The organism is Flavobacterium lindanitolerans (assembly GCF_002846575.1).
Classification (GTDB): Bacteria; Bacteroidota; Bacteroidia; order Flavobacteriales; family Flavobacteriaceae; genus Flavobacterium; species Flavobacterium lindanitolerans.
The window spans coordinates 1,937,466-1,956,683 of the sequence record NZ_PJND01000007.1; the positions used below are offsets into that span (position 1 = coordinate 1,937,466).

The 19,218-nt window shown below is 36.6% G+C and carries 18 protein-coding genes; 7 read left to right on the forward strand and 11 right to left on the reverse strand.

All coding sequences use genetic code 11. The features are described 5' to 3' along the window. Positions 1-7 precede the first annotated feature (7 nt). The 3 genes from B0G92_RS08615 (at position 8) to B0G92_RS08625 (ending at position 5,674) form a co-directional block, all read left to right on the forward strand. On the forward strand, positions 8-961 hold the full coding sequence (locus tag B0G92_RS08615) for a transglutaminase domain-containing protein (RefSeq protein ID WP_101471803.1): 954 nt from the start codon (positions 8-10) through the stop codon (positions 959-961). A gap of 172 nt (positions 962-1,133) precedes the next feature. Then, positions 1,134-2,987: a DNA topoisomerase IV subunit B gene (locus tag B0G92_RS08620; protein WP_056070728.1), complete on the forward strand. Its 1,854-nt coding sequence runs from the start codon at positions 1,134-1,136 to the stop codon at positions 2,985-2,987. A gap of 35 nt (positions 2,988-3,022) precedes the next feature. Further along, positions 3,023-5,674, forward strand: a complete 2,652-nt coding sequence (locus B0G92_RS08625) for a DNA gyrase/topoisomerase IV subunit A (RefSeq protein ID WP_101471804.1) — start codon at positions 3,023-3,025, stop codon at positions 5,672-5,674. 34 nt (positions 5,675-5,708) lie between these two features. Here the strand turns inward: B0G92_RS08625 and B0G92_RS08630 are convergent, their stop codons facing one another. From B0G92_RS08630 to murQ, 8 genes are all read right to left on the reverse strand, one after another. Next, on the reverse strand, positions 5,709-7,493 hold the full coding sequence (locus tag B0G92_RS08630; RefSeq protein ID WP_101471805.1) for a cytochrome-c peroxidase: 1,785 nt from the start codon (positions 7,491-7,493) through the stop codon (positions 5,709-5,711). A gap of 71 nt (positions 7,494-7,564) precedes the next feature. Next, positions 7,565-9,046, reverse strand: coding sequence for an alkaline phosphatase PhoX (locus tag B0G92_RS08635; protein ID WP_056070736.1), 1,482 nt, complete (start codon positions 9,044-9,046; stop codon positions 7,565-7,567). Positions 9,047-9,216: 170 nt separating this feature from the next. Further along, a complete protein-coding gene (locus B0G92_RS08640; protein ID WP_056070740.1) occupies positions 9,217-9,993 on the reverse strand; it encodes a TerC family protein in 777 nt (258 codons plus the stop codon). Between the two features lie 6 nt (positions 9,994-9,999). Next, positions 10,000-10,377: a DNA topoisomerase IV gene (locus B0G92_RS08645; protein WP_101471806.1), complete on the reverse strand. Its 378-nt coding sequence runs from the start codon at positions 10,375-10,377 to the stop codon at positions 10,000-10,002. 7 nt (positions 10,378-10,384) lie between these two features. After that, the gene (locus B0G92_RS08650; protein WP_101471807.1) at positions 10,385-10,960 is read right to left on the reverse strand and encodes a DUF1572 domain-containing protein; all 576 of its coding nucleotides are present in this window, start codon (positions 10,958-10,960) and stop codon (positions 10,385-10,387) included. Positions 10,961-10,962: 2 nt separating this feature from the next. Then, on the reverse strand, positions 10,963-11,535 hold the full coding sequence (locus B0G92_RS08655; RefSeq protein ID WP_101471808.1) for a pentapeptide repeat-containing protein: 573 nt from the start codon (positions 11,533-11,535) through the stop codon (positions 10,963-10,965). Further along, a complete protein-coding gene (locus B0G92_RS08660) occupies positions 11,532-11,756 on the reverse strand; it encodes a DUF6095 family protein (RefSeq protein ID WP_056070750.1) in 225 nt (74 codons plus the stop codon). The genes B0G92_RS08655 and B0G92_RS08660 overlap by 4 nt, the downstream gene beginning before the upstream one ends. Positions 11,757-11,759: 3 nt before the next feature. Then, positions 11,760-12,572 carry an N-acetylmuramic acid 6-phosphate etherase gene (murQ, locus tag B0G92_RS08665; protein ID WP_101471809.1) on the reverse strand — a complete coding sequence of 271 codons (813 nt, stop codon included), beginning with the start codon at positions 12,570-12,572 and terminating at the stop codon, positions 11,760-11,762. Between the two features lie 161 nt (positions 12,573-12,733). Here murQ and B0G92_RS08670 point away from each other — a divergent pair, with 161 nt between their 5' ends. The 4 genes from B0G92_RS08670 to B0G92_RS08685 are packed head-to-tail and all read left to right on the forward strand — an operon-like array spanning position 12,734 to position 16,741. Then, complete coding sequence (locus tag B0G92_RS08670) at positions 12,734-13,042, forward strand: hypothetical protein (protein WP_101471810.1); 309 nt, start codon at positions 12,734-12,736, stop codon at positions 13,040-13,042. A gap of 3 nt (positions 13,043-13,045) precedes the next feature. Then, positions 13,046-13,348, forward strand: a complete 303-nt coding sequence (locus B0G92_RS08675; protein ID WP_101471811.1) for a hypothetical protein — start codon at positions 13,046-13,048, stop codon at positions 13,346-13,348. 2 nt (positions 13,349-13,350) lie between these two features. Next, the gene (locus B0G92_RS08680; protein ID WP_101471812.1) at positions 13,351-14,085 is read left to right on the forward strand and encodes a GLPGLI family protein; all 735 of its coding nucleotides are present in this window, start codon (positions 13,351-13,353) and stop codon (positions 14,083-14,085) included. Further along, entirely contained in the window at positions 14,078-16,741 is a 2,664-nt protein-coding gene (locus tag B0G92_RS08685) for a peptidase associated/transthyretin-like domain-containing protein (protein WP_143395009.1), read from the forward strand. The genes B0G92_RS08680 and B0G92_RS08685 overlap by 8 nt, the downstream gene beginning before the upstream one ends. Before the next feature lie 27 nt (positions 16,742-16,768). On the opposite strand, the gene B0G92_RS08690 is transcribed toward B0G92_RS08685, so the two are convergent. The 3 genes from B0G92_RS08690 to B0G92_RS08700 are packed head-to-tail and all read right to left on the reverse strand — an operon-like array spanning position 16,769 to position 19,168. Beyond that, positions 16,769-17,668: a hypothetical protein gene (locus B0G92_RS08690; RefSeq protein ID WP_101471814.1), complete on the reverse strand. Its 900-nt coding sequence runs from the start codon at positions 17,666-17,668 to the stop codon at positions 16,769-16,771. Between the two features lie 6 nt (positions 17,669-17,674). Continuing rightward, on the reverse strand, positions 17,675-18,394 hold the full coding sequence (locus B0G92_RS08695; RefSeq protein ID WP_056070773.1) for a ZIP family metal transporter: 720 nt from the start codon (positions 18,392-18,394) through the stop codon (positions 17,675-17,677). Positions 18,395-18,436: 42 nt separating this feature from the next. Continuing rightward, positions 18,437-19,168: a class I SAM-dependent methyltransferase gene (locus tag B0G92_RS08700; RefSeq protein WP_101471815.1), complete on the reverse strand. Its 732-nt coding sequence runs from the start codon at positions 19,166-19,168 to the stop codon at positions 18,437-18,439. Between the last annotated feature and the right edge of the window lie 50 nt (positions 19,169-19,218).

Here is a 19,218-nt window from a genome sequence, read left to right on the forward strand (position 1 = left end):
TTTAGCAATGAGAAAAATTATCACTCTTTTTCTGTGTTTTTGTATCAACAATTCTTTTTCTAAAGACTTTTTGGAAGTTGATGAAATTGTAAAAAAATATCCTTCAAAAGTTCAAAGCTTAGAAACGATAAGCAATATGATTAAGAAGGATTTTACCAGCGATTCTGAAAAAGCCAGAGCGGTTTATTCCTGGATAGCTTTTAATATTGCGTTTGATGTTGCGGCAGCCAATTCAATGAACAGTGCATCGAGTATGGCATTTTCTTATAAGGATGAAAAGGAAAAAAAAGCAAAGGAAATTAAATTTAAGGAATCAATAATTTCTAAAACATTACTTTCTGGTAAGGCTATCTGTCATGGGTATTCAATGGTGTTTGAAAAATTAAGCCGTTTAGTAGGGCTTGAAAGTGAGATAATAACTGGAGCCTTAAAATCTGACCCGTCACAAATTGGACAAGTAAATTTGGCAATAGACCATGCTTGGAATGCTGTAAAAATTGATAATGTTTGGAAATTTGTAGATACTACACTTGGAGCCGGATATATTTCCCAAAAAGACGATTCTTTTAAGCCTGACTTTAATGGTTCTTATTTTTTTATGTCAGCAGAGGACTTATTTTTAAACCATTATCCAGAGGATAAAAAATGGCTCACAATTAATAAATCAAAACTGGATTTTTCAAAATTACCACTTTACTACAGGGATTATTTTAAAGGTAATTATGAAATATTCCCGAAAAACGGTATCATTTCTTCAGCTACGCCAAATTTCCATTTAGAAATTAAAAATTTAGGGGAATATGATAATGCCGAGTTTGTACTCAGTAGTGAAAATAAACTTACCTATCTGAACAATGAAAATAAAGAAACTCAATTTGATATCCCATTGGCAGGAAAATCAGGTGATTATCTGACGATTTATGTTAATCGGAAAATTATGGTAACCTATTTAATCAAATAGCATTTTTTTCTTCCGAAAATTATAGAGCTACAGCAGAAAGCCTGAATTACACTACTATTCTGATGCAAACCGGATTGCAATTTTGTCAATTATTCTATTGATAACTTTGCTTTCCATGACTTTCATTTTTCTTGCGGATACTGTATATTAGCACAAAATCCATAATTTTCAAATGTCAGAACAAAATCAGTATACCGAAGACAATATCCGTTCTCTCGACTGGAAGGAGCATATCCGAATGCGTCCGGGGATGTATATCGGGAAATTGGGCGACGGTTCTTCACCAGACGATGGTATTTATATCCTATTGAAAGAAGTTTTGGACAACTGTATCGATGAATTCGTTATGGGTGCCGGAAAAACGATAGAGGTGTCAATTAAGGAGAAGACCGTTACCGTAAGAGATTATGGGCGTGGAATTCCGCTGGGAAAAGTAGTGGATGTAGTGTCCAAAATGAACACGGGAGGGAAGTACGATTCCCTTGCCTTTAAAAAATCAGTCGGTCTGAATGGTGTCGGTACCAAGGCAGTCAATGCCCTCTCGACTTATTTCAGGGTAGAATCCGTTCGTGAAGAAAAACAGAAAGCGGCAGAATTCTCTGCGGGTAATCTGGTGCTTGAAGAAGATATTATTGAAACAACCAAGCGTAAAGGAACCAAAGTAACCTTTACTCCGGATGAGGCCATTTTCAAAAACTACAAGTTCAGGAACGAATATGTATTGAAAATGCTGAAAAATTATTGTTATCTGAACACCGGACTGACAATAATTTACAATGGCGAAAAATTTTATTCTGATAACGGACTTAAAGACCTGTTAGAAGAAAACATTGCCGAGGAAGATATGGTCTATCCAATCATCCATCTTTCCGGCGATGATATAGAAATTGCCCTGACGCACAGTAAGTCGCAGTACTCAGAAGAATATCATTCTTTCGTGAACGGGCAGAATACAACTCAGGGAGGAACGCATTTGGTTGCTTTCCGTGAGGCGGTCGTAAAAACAATCCGCGAATTTTACAACAAAGGTTTTGAACCTTCGGATATCCGAAAATCCATTGTCAGCGCAATCAGCGTGAAAGTAATGGAGCCGGTGTTTGAATCGCAGACAAAGACAAAACTGGGTTCTACGGAAATGGGACCGGATTTGCCTTCGGTTCGTACGTTTATCAATGATTTTATCAAAAATAAACTGGATAACTTTCTGCATAAAAACCCGGAAACAGCCGATTTGCTTTTGCGTAAGATTCTACAGGCGGAAAGAGAACGAAAAGAACTTTCAGGAATTCGTAAATTGGCGAAAGACCGTGCCAAAAAAGCCAGTCTTCACAATAAAAAATTACGGGATTGCCGTGTACACTTAACGGATTCTAAAAACCCAAGAAGTTTAGAAAGCACGCTTTTTATCACGGAGGGAGATTCGGCTTCGGGTTCTATCACCAAGTCGCGTGATGTGAATACACAGGCCGTATTCAGCTTGCGTGGTAAGCCTTTGAATTCGTATGGCATGAGCAAAAAGATTGTGTATGAAAACGAGGAATTCAACCTGCTTCAGGCCGCTTTGAATATTGAAGAAGACATGGGTGACCTGCGTTACAACAATATTGTAATTGCAACCGATGCCGATGTTGACGGAATGCACATTCGTTTACTGCTGATTACGTTCTTCCTGCAATTTTTCCCGGAGTTAATCAAGGAAGGACATTTATATATCCTGCAAACGCCGCTTTTCAGGGTAAGAAACAGAAAAGAAACCATTTACTGCTATTCTGAAGAAGAACGGGTTAATGCTATTGAAAAGCTAAAACCTAAGCCGGAAATCACACGATTTAAAGGTTTGGGAGAAATCTCTCCTGACGAGTTCAAGCATTTTATTGGTGATGATATCCGTCTGGACCCGGTCATGTTAGACAAGCTGACTTCCATTGAACAGCTTTTGTCTTTCTATATGGGTAAAAACACGCCGGATAGGCAGGAATTTATCATCAATAATCTGAAAGTAGAACTGGATGTTGTTGAGAAATAAGATTAGAATTAAATAATTATAGGACCGCTTAATAAATGGACGAAGAAGAGAATTTAGAGCCGATTGAAGGTCAACCTGAGGGTTCAGGGTCGCATTTTTACGATAATCAGGAAGAAAACAATCCGGAGGATACCATTACCAAGGTAACCGGAATGTATAAGGATTGGTTCTTGGATTATGCTTCCTATGTAATCCTAGAACGTGCCGTTCCTGCCATAGAAGATGGTTTTAAGCCTGTACAACGCAGGATTATGCACTCGATGAAAGAATTGGACGATGGACGTTACAACAAAGTAGCGAACATTGTTGGGCATACGATGCAGTATCACCCGCACGGTGATGCCAGTATTGGTGATGCGATGGTGCAGATAGGGCAGAAGGACCTGCTTATTGACATGCAGGGAAACTGGGGTAACATCCTGACAGGCGACGGTGCCGCCGCTTCCCGTTATATCGAAGCAAGAATCAGCAAATTCGGGCACGATGTTCTCTATTCTCCAAAAATTACCTCATGGCAGGCTTCCTATGATGGGAGAAGGAATGAGCCTATAAACCTTCCTGTAAAATTTCCACTGTTATTAGCTCAGGGGGCAGAAGGTATTGCCGTAGGACTTTCTACCAAAGTACTGCCGCATAACTTTAATGAACTGATAGATAGTTCTATAAAAATATTAAAAGGGAAACCTTTTACCTTATATCCTGATTTTCCAACGGCGGGTATTGCCGACGTTTCCAATTATAACGATGGAATGCGTGGTGGACGTGTGCGCGTTCGTGCCAAAATTTCCCAGCTTGATAAGCAGACGTTGGTCATAACGCAGATTCCTTTCACGACCAACACCTCAACCTTGATTGAAAGTATCCTGAAAGCCAATGAAAAAGGGAAAATCAAGATTAAAAAAATTGAAGATAATACCGCTGCTGAAGTTGAAATCATCATTCATCTTTATCCGGGTGTTTCACCAGATAAGACCATTGATGCCTTGTTTGCTTTTACAGCCTGTGAAACTTCTGTTGCACCGCTTGGTTGTGTGATACAGGACCATAAGCCGTTATTTATTGGCGTATCAGACATGCTTAAGATTTCTACCCAGAGAACGGTAGACCTGCTCAAGCGTGAACTGGAAATCCAGTTGGATGAACTGGAAGAACAATGGCATTTCCTTTCTCTGGAGCGTATTTTTATCGAGAAAAGAATTTACCGTCTTATTGAAGAAGAAGAAACATGGGAAGGCGTTATCAAGGCAATTGATGAAGGACTGAAACCTTATGTTCAGCATTTGAAGCGTGCCGTTACAGAAGAAGATATTGTTAGGCTGACCGAAATCCGAATCAAGAGAATTTCCAAGTTTGATATTGACAAGGCGCAAGAGAAAATCGAGGCTTTGGAAGGCGATATTGAACAGGTAAAATATGATTTGGACCACATTATTGATTTCACAATTGCATTCTTTACCAAACTGAAAGAAAAATACGGAAAAGGGAAGGAACGCCAAACCGAACTCCGAATTTTTGATGATATTGAAGCTACAAAAGTAGTATTGAGAAATACCAAGCTTTATGTAAACCGGGAAGAAGGCTTTATTGGAACCGGATTGAAAAAAGACGAATATGTTACAGACTGTTCTGATATTGATGATGTGATTGTCTTTCTTCGAAACGGAACCATGATGGTTTCCAAAGTCGATGATAAAAAGTTCGTAGGCAAAGACATCATACATGTAGCTATTTTTGATAAGAACGATAAACGTACGATTTATAACATGATTTATCGTGATGGAAAATCAGGCCCGTCCTATATCAAACGTTTCAATGTTTCAGGAATTACCAGAGACAAGGCTTATGACCTGACACAGGAAAAGCCGGGTTCACAGGTATTGTACTTTTCGCATAACCCGAATGGAGAAGCGGAAGTTATTACTGTATTGCTCAGACAGGTTGGAAGTGTCAAAAAATTGAAATTTGATATTGATTTTGCGGCAATGGCCATCAAAGGAAGAGCTTCAAAAGGAAATCTGGTAACCAAATATCCAATCAAGAAAATAGAATTAAAGGAAAAAGGAATTTCAACCTTAAAACCAAGAAGAATCTGGTTTGATGATACAGTCCAGAAACTAAATGTAGACGGCAGGGGAGAATTGTTAGGCGAATTCAGGCCAAATGACAGGCTTTTGATTATCAATCAGTCCGGAAGGCTGAAAACGATTATTCCGGAATTGACAACGCATTTTGATGAAGATATGGTAGTTCTCGAAAAATGGCTGCCTAAAAAACCTATTTCTGCAATCTATTATGACGGAGAAAAGGAACGCTATTTCGTAAAACGATTCCTCGTCGAAAATGAAAACAAAGAAGAAATTTTTATTACGGAACATCCGAAATCGCAACTGGAAATCGTAGCGACAGATTACCGTCCGGTAGCCGAAATTGTGTTTGCAAAAGTAAAAGGCGTACAGAAAGAAAACCAGACGGTTGATTTGGAGAGTTTTATTGCTGTAAAGGGAATAAAAGCCTTAGGAAACCAATTGACAACAGATAAGTTAAAACAGGTCAACCTTTTGGAACCGTTACCTTATGAAGAACCGGAAGAAGAAATTCCTGAAGAAATAGAAGTTTCCGGCTCGACAGAAATTTCAGATGATGTTCAGCTTGATGATGACGGACAGATTACATTAAGTCTGGATTAAATAAAAAACGGAATGCAATGCATTCCGTTTCTTTTTAGTTGTATCTCTTGTCTGTCAGTGTTTTCATAAAGGCAACCAGCGCTTTTTTTTCAGCTGCCGTCAGGTTCAGCTTGTCGGTAGGAAGAGTTTGGTTTTCTACGCTTAGGCCCAATCCTGTTCCTCCACCCAAATCATAAAATTCGACTACTTCTTCCAAAGTAGCAAATGCCCCGTTATGCATATAAGGTGCGGTTACGGCCACATTGCGAAGTGTTGGCGTTTTAAAAGCTCCTTTGAGCTGTGGCAGCTGATTGAATATATAGCGGCCTCTATCTTCGCTCAGGCGTTTTCCGGAAGCATCTTCCGGGGTGCCTACAACTTCATGTTCTGTTTTGGCAAAGTTGGGCGGTACTGTTCCGTTAAACAATGGCGTAAAATGGCAAGTCGCACATTTTGCTTTTCCCATAAACAGGTTCATACCCTGAATTTCTTCGGCATTGATACTGTTTTTATTGCCACGCATGTAAGAATCAAATCGTGAATCGAAAGAATTGAGCGAACGAACATAACTGGAGATTGCATTTTGAATCTGCCAGGCTTCCGTCTTATCTGATTTAGGATAGGCTTTCTGGAAAAGTTGGATGTATTCCCTGTCAGAAGAAATTTTAGAATGGATTGCAACAAGCGAGCCGTGCATTTCGTCTTTGTTTTCAATGACGTCAACACTTTGTTTTTCTAAATCTAGCTGTCGCATATCCCAAAATTGCGCATTTTGGAAGGAGGCATAGGTCAAGGTAGGCGTATTGCGGTTGAGGTTTTTCCCTTTTAAAGAAACATTGGTTTTCAACCCGTCTGTAAATGCTATCTCAGGATTATGACAAGAAGCGCAACTTCTGTTTCCGTCTTTGGACAGACTTTTATCATAAAACAGTTTTTCACCTAAAATCGCTTTTTCATCAGAATATCGGTATTCATTAGAAGCTACAAAACCGTTCACATCAAAAGCATTTTCATCAAACAGAGTTGCCGCTGTTGCTTTTAACGGTCGGTTGCGTTCTACGGCCGGTATCTTTTCTTCTTTTTGGAACAGATTTAGTTTTTGTGACAACGGATTCAGATATTCTGTAATAAATACAACCCTGTTGAACGTATTAAAATTCGGATTTGAATCACAATACTCTTTTGCTTTTGCCGCTATTTGTTTTACATCGTCCAAAATCTTGCTGTTAGGCTGGATAATTAAAAGCAGTTCCGGAATTACGGACAAGCTTTGTCGGGCTTCCGGAATGGAAGAATTGAGTATAGGGCTGTCAAAGCCGGTAATTCCCAAAGTCAGGATTCTGTGTACATTTTGCTGTAAGGCATCCAAAACATAATCATCACTGATTGTAATGGCTCCAAAAGTTGTCTCAACTTGTTTTGTATTGGAAAGCAAAATATCCAGTTCGCGGATTATTTCTTTTTTATTTTTGAAATCATATTCAGGATAGATGTGTTCTTCAATAACCTGAAATCCGTTAGGAACGAAAAACTTATTCTCTTCCAGTTCCATTTCATCCAATGCCGGGCCGTTCATGAATCGGGCCGTTTCCGGAACAAAATATTCAATTGCCCATTCGATTCTTTTGTATTGCAATCGGGTTTTTTTGAATTGTTCCAAAACTTCTTTTTGAGAACTATCTGCAGCAATTTTTTCCTGCAACAATATGATTTCGTTTTTCAGTTTTGTAAGGTCTATTAAAAGTTCCTGTTTTATGTTTTTTTCAAATGCCCTGTCCTGACAGCCAGAAAAAAAGAAAGTAAGCAGGGTAAGGGAAAATATAAAATACTTTAATTTCATTTTGTGTAGTTAAAAAGCAACAACCCTTATGTTAGGATAAGGGTTGTTTTATAGTGTTGTTTTTGTGTGAATTAACGCTGTACGTTTCGTATAATTACGGTCTGTCCACCTTCTTTGTTAGTGCTTCTTCCGCTTCCGTCAGCATTCAGGAAAGCATCTTTCTGCCAGGTGTGCGGGTGGATGTTTACAAGGAATGTTCCCGGAACACCTATGATGTCTGATATGTCAGTCATTGCGCCAAATTCCCAGCTTCCAAAACGCATTTCGCCTGTCTGGTTGTAAAGAGAGTTCCAAGCCGCATCGTTTCGCTTATGATTCATGTTTAACCATGGCTTGTTTTGTTTTGTAGCGATATTGTACTGCCATATGTATGAATCGTGCTGGGCTGCGGTATAATAGCTGTCACCATCTTCCTGAATGTACACGAAGTTTTCCGTAACACAAAGGTTATCCGGATTGATTAATCCTGTTCCCGGAGTACTGTCGCCTTCAGCAATTACTTCAAGAGTTCCTGCCAACGGATTGTTAGCATCCATTTTTAATCTGTAAACTCTTCCCCACATCGTGTAGCCATCTACCGGAGCATTTGAAGTAGCCTGACCTGTGGCCGTGAAATAAACTTCACGATTGTTGCTGGCACTTCCTTTTCTGTAATCTACATCTTCCACTCTGGAGAAACGGATTGCACCCAAATTGTTTACTGTAGTATTGATTACAGCACCGGTAAGGTTTTTAGCATTTGGAATTTCAACAAAAGAAACATTGTAGCTATTGTTCATAGTCATAGCAGTTTCAACCTGATTTCCGTCAGTTCTTTTTAGGGCATATAGTTTTCCGTTAGACAAATCGCCTACTGTATTACTCATGTACATAATCATTTGTCCTGCGCTGGCATGCGAAGTAGTATAAGATTGGTCTTCCCCAATTAAGATAACGGTTTTACCCGGATAAGCGTCTTTTGGAAGTGGCACGGCATTTTCCATACTGGCTTTTCCTAATGCAGGAAGAATTCTGTCGGTTCTGCTTCTGTCGTTTGCTAACCCCATTGGGTCAATTCCGTGAACCATACTTTCTTCGCCACTTTCTCCTGCTGTAAGGAAGATAGGACCAAAGCCATGAATTTCAGGAGTTGCAAGAGTAGCCGAGCACAAACGGGTCATTCCGCCCACGCCGTCAACAATATATTCACCTTTGACAGGCTTAAAAGTCTTGTCTAAATATACCCTTGAAACTGATTGCAGGATTTCGTGGTTTGAAATCAGGATATAACCTTCACCTGAAGGATTCTTCATTAATCCGGCACCATCAGGCTGGGCTCCGTATACGAAAGCGGGAGACTGTGACAGTTGGTCGGCACTTGTAATTAAGGTGCTAATTTCCATGCTCTCAAATCCGGGCATTGCAAACACAAAAGCCGGGATAGAGGAATGTGATGTAAAGTCAATTTCCCGGTTTACTGGAGTTCCGTTTGAACTGTCATCATTTTGGCAGCTTGCCAATAAGATGCTTGCCGTTGCCAAAATGGCAAAAGTCTTGGTTGTTAGTTGTCTCATGTTGTTGGTTTTTTGTTTGTGGCAAAGCTATTTATGAGACGTTAACAGTAAATTAAGGGATGATTTTTAAAAGTATATTTAAAAGTAAAGGAATTGTATTGTAAAAGTGTTTTGTGTAAACAAAAAGCGCTTCCGGATTACGGAAGCGCTTTCTATTTATAGTGGTGGATTTAATTAGAAGATTTTTTCCTCATTTTCATGTTAAGAAATTCTACCGCAAGTGAAAAGGCAATCGCAAAATACAGATAGCCTTTTGGAACGGCTCCAACATGTTGTCCGGCCAATTGCGCCTCAGAAAGATGCATACTTTCCGTAATCAGCATAAAACCAATCAGGATAAGGAAAGCCAGACCTAAAATTTGGATAGAAGGGTTTGCATTTACGAAATTTCCAACAGGAACAGCAAAAAGCATCATGACACCTACAGAAATTACTACAGCAGTAATCATAATGTATAAGGCGCCTTCCAGGCCGTTTGTCATACCAACCGCTGTCAGGATGGAATCGACAGAGAAAATCAGGTCAATTAATAAAATTTGAAGGATTACACTGGAGAATGATTTTTTGGCAACATCGCCCAAACTCTTTTCTTCTTCCCCTTTGTGGTCCACCTTTTCATGAATTTCTTTGGTACTCTTATAAATAAGGAAAAGTCCTCCAAGCAGTAAAATTAGTGCCTGACCGGTAACATGGCCGCTAAACCATCCAAAATCAAAAGAAAACAATGGGGCTTTCATGGCAATCAGCAGCGTAATTCCAAAAAGTAGCCCTATTCTCATAAACATGGCAAGGAAAAGTCCTATTCGTGTAGCTCTTTTACGGTCTTCGACAGGCAGCTTTCCGGTTACGATTGAAATAAAAATAATATTGTCAATACCTAAGATAATCTCTAAAAAAGTCAGAGTCAATAAGGCAATCCATGCATCCGGATTTAAAAATACTTCCATTTTTGTTTATTTGATTTTGGTTACTGTTCCTTTCTGTTTGTTTGTATTGCCCAGTTTTGAAAACTCAAATGTATATGAGTTTTCAGTTGTACTCAAAATTTTCATGTGGATTGCCTGTTTTTCCGCCATATTTTTCGGATTCATTTTCTCCAGAATATATTCACAATCATTAATCCATCGAACTTTTGAAGTGTCGGTCTTTCCTTCAAAAGTATCAATTTCCAAAGTATCATTTCTTACAAAGTGAGATGTTTTTTTTACACCATTAACTTCATATTCGAATTGAAATTCTCCGGTTTTAAAATCTTTGCAGTTTCGTTCTACATTATAGCAGGAAGTCAGCAATCCAAGAGTGAGCAGGGCAAGGGAAAGTATTTTTTTCATGTGTTGTTTATTTAAGTTTATTTAATTCGTCGTCGGTAAAATTTTTGATGGATTTTTCCTGGGCGAATTTTGCAGCGTTGTAGTCACCAGATTTGTTTTTAGGGATTGAAAGGCTATCCCATTCGGTCTTTTTCAAAAGTTTGGCATAAAAGACAATCTGCCCGATATGGTATGGATAATGTGCCAGTTGCCTGTTAATGGCTTCAATAACGGTATGTCCTTCATTACGGATATAGATGATTTCTGTTAGCTGTTCCGGATGTAACGGATTTATAGCATTAAAAAGACACTCCCAGCCTTCGTTCCATTTTGCCATCAATTCTTCTCTTGACTGGTAGGTGTCTACAAATTCACCGTCTCTCTTGCGCCATTCTTTTTCTCCGTCAGAAGTGAGAAAGTCGGTCCAGCGGGAAAGCATATTGCCATGCATATGTTTGACGATGACAGCAATGCTGTTTGTGTCTTCGTTTAGCGAAATAAAAAGCTGTTCGTCAGCTAGTTGGGCCATTGCTTTTTCGCCAAGAGTTTTATAGTATAAAAACTGTTTTTTAACACTGTCCAGAAAGTGAGAATTTGCATCCATGATTAAACGAGTTTTATGTTGTATTTTTCTAATAATCCGCCCGCATCTTTGAGCGAAAATTTAGCTTTTTTTAGGAAATTAAGTTCAGGGTCAATTGAAAAATTATAAGCTTTTGACAAATCGGCTTCTACTAATATTGTCCGGTTAAATAATGCCCTGTTGAGGTTGATGTCTTCAAAAACAGCCTTTGTCAGGTCTGTTTCAGAAAAATTGACTTCCTGCATCGATGAATTTATAAATTTGGTCTTTTGCATTTTTTTGCGTGCAAAAGACGAGAAGTCTAAAGTACAGTCGTTGAATTGTACCTCAAATAAAAAGTCGTCACTGTAGTCAAAACCAATTCCCATCATCTTGCAGGCATCAAATACAACATTTTTCAACCCTGTGGCATTGAGTTTTATCATCGAAAGGTTACATCCTTTAAAAGAACAATCGATAAACTGACTTTGTGAAAAATCGCTGCCATACAGGTCACAATCTATAAAAGTACAATTTTCGAATTCCCGTTTCTGTATCGATTCTTCGGTATAGGTAACTTTTGTAAATGTCTTGCCTATGTGAACGGTTTCTTTCATCGCTTTTTGAATAGGCTGTTCATGATTTTTCGAATTCCAAGAAACAACATGAGCATGGCTCCCAAACAGGTGAGAATACCTATTCCCAGAACAATCAGATACAACGGATGGCTTTGGTTTTTAAAAGCACTGTGAATTATCACAGGACCTAAAAAAAGCAGAGGCATTGCTATGGATAGGTATAAAATTCCTTTTTGCAGTATTTTTTTGTCGGTATTCATGGTTTACTTTTTATAGTTTTCTATAGAATTCCTGACATTTTTATATTTTTCAAGCAGCGATGTTGCTTCCGTTTCCGAAACAGACAGTTCTTCCATAATCATTCTAACGGCTCTTCCTACAAGCTTATGGTTGCTGAGCTGCATGTCCACCATTTTATTTCCTTTGACTCTGCCTAACTGAATCATGGTAGAAGTTGAAATCATATTCAATACCAGTTTTTGGGCAGTTCCTGCTTTCATTCTGGAACTTCCGGTTACAAATTCCGGCCCGACTACTACATCTATAGGAAAATCAGAAGTTTTAGACAACGGACTTTCAGCATTACAAGAAATGCTTCCTGTAGTAATGTTCTTTTCGATGCATTTCTGCAAGCCGCCAATTACATAAGGAGTAGTCCCGGAGGCTGCTATGCCAATAACGACATCTTTTTCGTTAATATCCCATTCCTGAAGGTCTTTCCATGCCTGTTCTCTGTCGTCTTCTGCAAACTCCACAGCTTTGCGGATAGCAGTATCACCTCCGGCAATAATACCAATTACCAGGTCAAAAGGAACACCAAATGTTGGCGGGCATTCCGAAGCATCGACTATGCCTAATCGCCCGGATGTTCCGGCACCGATGTAAAACAAACGGCCGCCTTCTTTCATTTTTTCGACGATTTTTTCGACCAGTTTTTCAATCTGTGGTAATGCTTTTTCAACGGCAAGAGGAACCGTTTTGTCTTCGTTGTTGATGTTGCGAAGCAGGTCGGCAACAGGCATTTTTTCTAAATGCTCATATTTTGAAGACTGTTCGGTAGTTTTAGTGAAGGCCATCTTTAAAAGGAATATTTTTTCAAAAATACGAAGTTTATTAAGTTATTTATTCATTATCCTAACAAGTATTTTTTTAAAGAAAAGCTTTCGAATTGTTATTTTTATTTTATATTTGTTTTATATCGATACAAATTATTTATAAACCAATTAGATTTAAATTTATGAAAAAAATTAAATTATTTTCAACTTTTTGTTTGTTTACATCTTCCTTTAGTTTGCTTGCTTCAAATAACGGAAAAGAAGAATTTAGACAAAATTTTAATGAAGTTACTATGTGCTGTGTTGGTCAAGCTAGCAAGGGGATAGCGGGAACAGCCGATTATATAAAAATTTCAGTTAAAAAATGTGCTACTTCAGCCAAAGGTAATAGAGACCAGGCATATGTTTACGCATGTACTAATGCGCAAAAGGCAGCAGAAAATGCTCTAAATGCTCTTAAGAATATGGATTTAACACTAAAACAATCTTAAGAGATGGGAAGAATAATTTTAACAGTGTTATCGGTCTGTGTTTTTTCTCAATTCGCTTCGTCAAAAAATCAAACAGATATAAAAAGAACAGATTCTCCTGTTGCTTGCTGTGAGAGAAGGGCTGAAGGAGGTGTAAGAGGGACAAATACTCATACGGTTGTTGTGGTGAAAACTTGTGTCACATCAGATATTTCATATCAAGATGCACAGGCGAAGGCATGTAGTAAAGCAGGAAGGCTGGCTGATTTAGCCCTGCAAATGTCAATGGAAATAAAAGTACCTGTTACCATTGAAGCCGGAAAATAGCCATGAGACACATTTTTTTACTATTACTATTATTTACTATTTCAATTTGTTGGGGTCAAACCCTTACTGTTGATTATAAGTTTGATTTAGCTGATGATAAAGATAAATATGGCTTTTCATCATTCGGAATCATCAGGCTGATAACAGATGGCTCAAATAGTATTTCCTATGTGAAAGTTACAGATACCATTGTAAGTTTTAAAAATATTGGTGAAACTATACAAAAGGCTTCCGAATTTGATTTTTCAAATCCTGCTGAATATAAAGATTTTGTTTCTAATGAATATTATTCGAAAACAATTTTCCCTAAATATTTGCTTAAAGACAATACCTATATGACTGCATGGACTATAACTGGAAACTATAAAGAAATATTAGGATACAAATGCCAGCAGGCTGTTGGAAATTACAGGGGTAGAGATTATACACTTTATTTTACAACAGCAATCCCTATTCAAAACGGACCAAAAAAATTTGATGGCTTACCGGGTCTAATCCTGGAAGTTATTTCAAATGATGGGGCTATACATTACAAGGCTATTAAAATACAGAATAGTAATGAGGTTATAGAAAATCCTTTTGATAAATTAAACCTATCTTATATTAATTGGGATCAATTTATCAACGCTTATAAGGATTATTTTAAAAGAATAACCAATTATGTGCCTGATGAAGATACAGCTATTTTTATTCCTAAAAGAGGCATTGAGGTATATATAAATGACAATAATGAATAATTTATGTTACTTCATAATTATTGTTTTTTTTACCAGTTTTGACTTTAAAGCACAAACTATAAAAGGCACGGTTTTTCATGAAAATGAGACCGTGCCTTATGCCAGTGTCATAATTCGTAAATCGGAAAATAGTAGTTCTATACATCAATACACAAAAACAAACAAAGAAGGCTTTTATCAAATAGATTTAAAAGAATCCTTAGATTCAATTTGTGTAGAAGTGAACGCTCTTGCTTTTGAATCACAGATAAAACATTTGAGTAACATTCAAAAAAATAGACAAATCATTATTTTAAACTTTAATCTTGAAAACAAACCCACAGAATTAGAAGAAGTAGTTATTACTAAAGAAGTGCCAATCAGAATTAAAAATGATACGACTACTTATAATCCTGAAAGTTTTAAAGATGGAACAGAGAGGGTTGTAGAGGACTTACTTAAAAAACTACCCGGTATTAAAGTGGAAGAAAGCGGAGAGATAAAATTTAAAGGCAAAAGCATTAAAAAATTCTTACTTGATGGAGATGATTTGTTTAATAGTCAATACACAACCGGAAGTAAAAATCTCAGTGTTGACATGGTTGAAAAAGTTCAGGCTATTGAAAACTTTAATGAAAATGCAATGCTTAAAGGACTTGTAAATGCTGAGGATGTAGCTATTAATATCTTACTGAAAAAGGGAAAGACAGACCTCTCAGGTGATGCTTTTTTTAGTTATGGAATTCAAGACAGGTATAATGTTTCAATGACGGGTTTGTTTGTGAACAAAAAGACAAAAGGTTTTTTAACAACGGCCTACAATAATATTGGCAATAATTACAGTCCGTATGATTTTAGTTCTGAAATTACTTCATTGAGCCAAAAAAGCGAAAAAGAAGAACAAACTAAAACATTAATTGGTCAGGGAGGATTTTATTCTCAACTGGAAAATAAATACCATAGGATAAACAGTAATTTTAATTCGGAACTAAATTTATTGCATAAATTTTCATCGAAGATTACGGCAAAAACAAATTTAGGAATTTATGATGACAGACTAACCAGAACGAATAAATCACATACTGAATACAGTATTAATGAGGAACAATTTGTAATTAATGAGATTGAAGATATCATTAAAAAACCACGTCTGTATAACGCCAATATTCAATTGTCGAATAAAGTAAATGATTGTTTTATATGGGAATATATTGGAAAAGCGAATTATCAGGAAATTGATTTTGACAGCAATAGCCTAAATAATGAAGTAGCGCAGAAGAATGAGGTAAAAACAACTAATTTTTTTACCAAACAGGATTTTAATTTTACCAATAGGATAAATGAAAATAGTGCTGTAACAGGAGTAGTGCTTTATAGTAATAATCGGGCTCCACAAGATTTTTTGCTTACCCCTGGTTTAAATATTGAAGAAGGTAATACTAATGCCGTAATCAGCAATAATCAATACAGCCGTTTTGATAAAGAAACTTTTAAGACCAAAGGTGAATACTACCGCAATTTTAATAAAGCGAAATTGAAATTGATGGCAGGATATTTATCTGTCAATAATACGCTAAACTCAAGCCTGAAAGCAAATTATTCTGATGGTACGGTTTATACAGACAGGCTTTATCAAAATAGAATGCGCTATAAGTATCAACTTCCTAATGTAGCTTTAAGTTTGAGTTATATAAAAAAACAAAAATATGGTTTCGCAATTTTATTTAATAATCAGTATTATGATATCGCCCTGAATGACGAAATCAGAAACCTGAACAGGAAAGAGGAAAAATTTGTCTTTTCACCAATAATGAAGTTCCAGTATGTTTTGAATACCAAATCTAATCTGGTTGCTACCTATAGTTATAATGAAATAGTTCCTTCTGAAGAGCATCTTTTTGAAGGTTTTGTGCTTACGGGTTTTAGAAGTTTCAGAAATAATAGCCCCAATATTTCATTTTTAAACACACATACCTATAATCTTAATTATATTTATAATGATACTTTTAAGGTAACCCGTTTTTCTGTATCCGGCAATCATAATAACAGGAGTAATAATTATTTTTCAAGAAATACGATTAACCTTGATAATACTTTTACAAATTCATTTTTATTGGAAGCAGGCAATAGAGATTACAGTTTGAATTTGGATTTTGAACGTTATATGCATTTTATGAGGACTACCCTGCAGATTAATGGCAGTTATGCCTTATCATTTGACAAAAACATTGTAAATGATTCCAATCTAAGAGATGTTGAATCCAGGCTATTGTTTATAAACTGTGTTTTAAGAGCCAGTTTCAAATCAAAATTTTATATTGAAAACAATTTTAGTTATTCTACTATTGACTTTTTACTGGATAATGTGATTCAAAACCGATTTAGCAGTTTTAATGATACTTTTAAAATGACTTATAAAATAAGACCTGATTTGAAGGCCAATCTAGCTACTAATTTTGTCTTTCCGGATTTGTCAAAAAACAACAATTATCTGTTTTTAGATTCTGAACTGCGATATACGCCTCTAAATAAAAGATTTCAATACGCCTTAATTATGAGAAACCTGACCAATAATAAGAAATTTGAAACAGTTTCAATTTCCGACTATTCAAAAACCATAGCTTCACATAATTTATTGGAAAGATATATTCTGGGGAGCGCTTCTTTTCGGTTTTAGTTATATGTGTTTCAAAGCTACGAAGTATTAGATAGATTCGTTCCTGACTTTAATTTTTTTATTTCTTAAAACGGTCATCATTTCAAGCCAATGTTTGTCACGAAGGGTTCCTGCTAAAAAGCGACTGTTGTCAAAATCTTTTGTGATAATTCGTAACGCATTCGGTTGTCTTACTTGCTGGTCATATACTATTTCTCGAATGTCTTTAAGTAAGTAGACTTTTTTAATCCAAAAGAAGTAATGATTTTTTACAATAAAATACTTATTAGAAATCTGAAAATAATGAGCCATCCAGGAGTTTAATAAAAACCAGAACAAACAAAAGGCAGATACAACCAATATAGGAACAAACTCAAGGCTTTTAGGGTTTTTTGATGGTACAAAAATGACGAACAGGATAAGCCCCCACATCATAATTCCCCTAAAAGAAAAAATGGGATGGCCTTTAAAAGTTTTTAAGTTCTCAAATGATAAATTCTTTTTTTCTAAACGTATTTTTTCAAACTTAAATGCTTCGCTTTCGTTGATTACAACCTGATTGATAAAACTTTTGATTTCAGGAGAGTTAGCGTAATAAACATCATAAATACAAACCACCTCCTGATTTTTGAATAAAATCTTTGTTGCTTCGTAATCAGAATGGATATATCCCATTCCTTTTCCGGTAATTTCGATTTCTAAACGATCATTCCAATAGTATTGTTTTTTTCCAACTTGGATTCCCTTATCATTTACAATAATCTTTGGCGATTTTTTTAAAAAAATATAATTGAAGACTGCCGCCATTCCAATAAAAATAAATCCAAGAGCATGTGCATTTACTTCATTACTTATAAAAAAGAAGATACTAAAGCATAAGAAGGCTAGGTTTATTATTAGAAGTGCAAAATAAAACTTATAAGGATGTCTTCTGGATGTGATTTCCATAAAAACTTATATAAAATAAGCCGCAACAATTCCAATAGCAATCATAGACAACTTGGCAAGGTTGAATTTATGCCCTTCACTGCTTTCAAAAATAATGGTAGATGAAATATGGAATAAAATCCCGATTACAACCGCTGTGATTTCTGTATAATAAGCTGTCAGGAAAGGTAAGTATTCTGACAGTACTGTTCCTAGTGGTGTCATGATTGCAAAAGCAACCATAAACAGCAAAATCGCAGTTTTATTGAGATGTGCATTTACGAAAAAGGAAGTCAGGATAATAGCAATCGGAAGGTGGTGGATGGCTATTCCTAACGCCAGGTCGTGATGATGGCTCACCGGAAAACCTTCTAACAAGGCATGGATGCAAAGGCTTATAAATAACAACCAGGGCATTTTATGCATTTCTTCATGTCCGTGAACGTGGCCGTGTTCTGCTCCTTTGGAGAAAAATTCCAATATAATCTGGAACAAAATCCCCAGCATTATAAAAATTCCTATCGCATTCGAATGTTCATGCCCGTGGTCATGGTCGTGATGTGCGTGGAGACTGGCTTCATAAACTTCAGGAAGCAGGTGCATAACGGTTATGGAAAGTAGAAACGAACCGCTAAAAGCCATTAGCAGCTTTAGATTGGTTTTCTTTTTCGGTTTTAGAAACAGCGCAATAGCATAACCGATTAAAACTGAAAATAGGGGCAGGATATAGGGTACAATGTGGTCCATACTTTAAAATATAGAAAATTATCAGGCAGTTTATCGCCCAGATTATTTGAAAACCATGATGAGTCTTTCGCTTTCGTTCTTATAGAACTTTTTTAATTTATAATCTCCAAAAGTATCTAACAGGAATATGCCTGCTACTTCCATCATTTCCTCAAAATCCTGTAATGTTAATGCCTGTACTTTTTCAACAAAATGAAACTTTTCGCCCTTGTCTTCAAAGTCTATTTCTTTGAAAATATGATTGTCCTTTACGTATCTTTTGATTTTAAACTCAATGCCCTCAACGATTTTGGTTTCTTCAGGAACCAGATTGCTAATGACATGATGAACATTCATAAAGTCGATTACGGCAAAACCATATTCAGACAAACTTTCCTTAATTGCTTTCAGGGTAGTAAGATTGTCTTCATCATTTTCAAAATAACCAAAACTGGTAAACAGGTTAAAGATAGCATCAAATTTTTCATCAAATGGCATCCTCATGTCATGAACCGTAAAATGCAGTTTACTGTTTGAAAATTTAGAAGCTTCGGCAATACTGTTTTCAGACAGGTCGGCTCCGGTCACATCATATCCTAGTTGGTTGAGATATATAGAATGGCGGCCTTTTCCGCAGGCAAGGTCTAGTATTTTGGCGTCTTCAGGAAGATTTAAATAATTGGTGATATTGTCCATAAACACTTGGGCTTCCTCATAATCCCGGTCTTTGTAAAGTATGTGATAATAAGGAGTGTCGAACCAGGAGGCAAACCAAGTATTTTTTTCTTTTTGCATCGTATTGAATTAAGCTGCAAATTTAGTGTATTTTTGCATAAAATAACTAT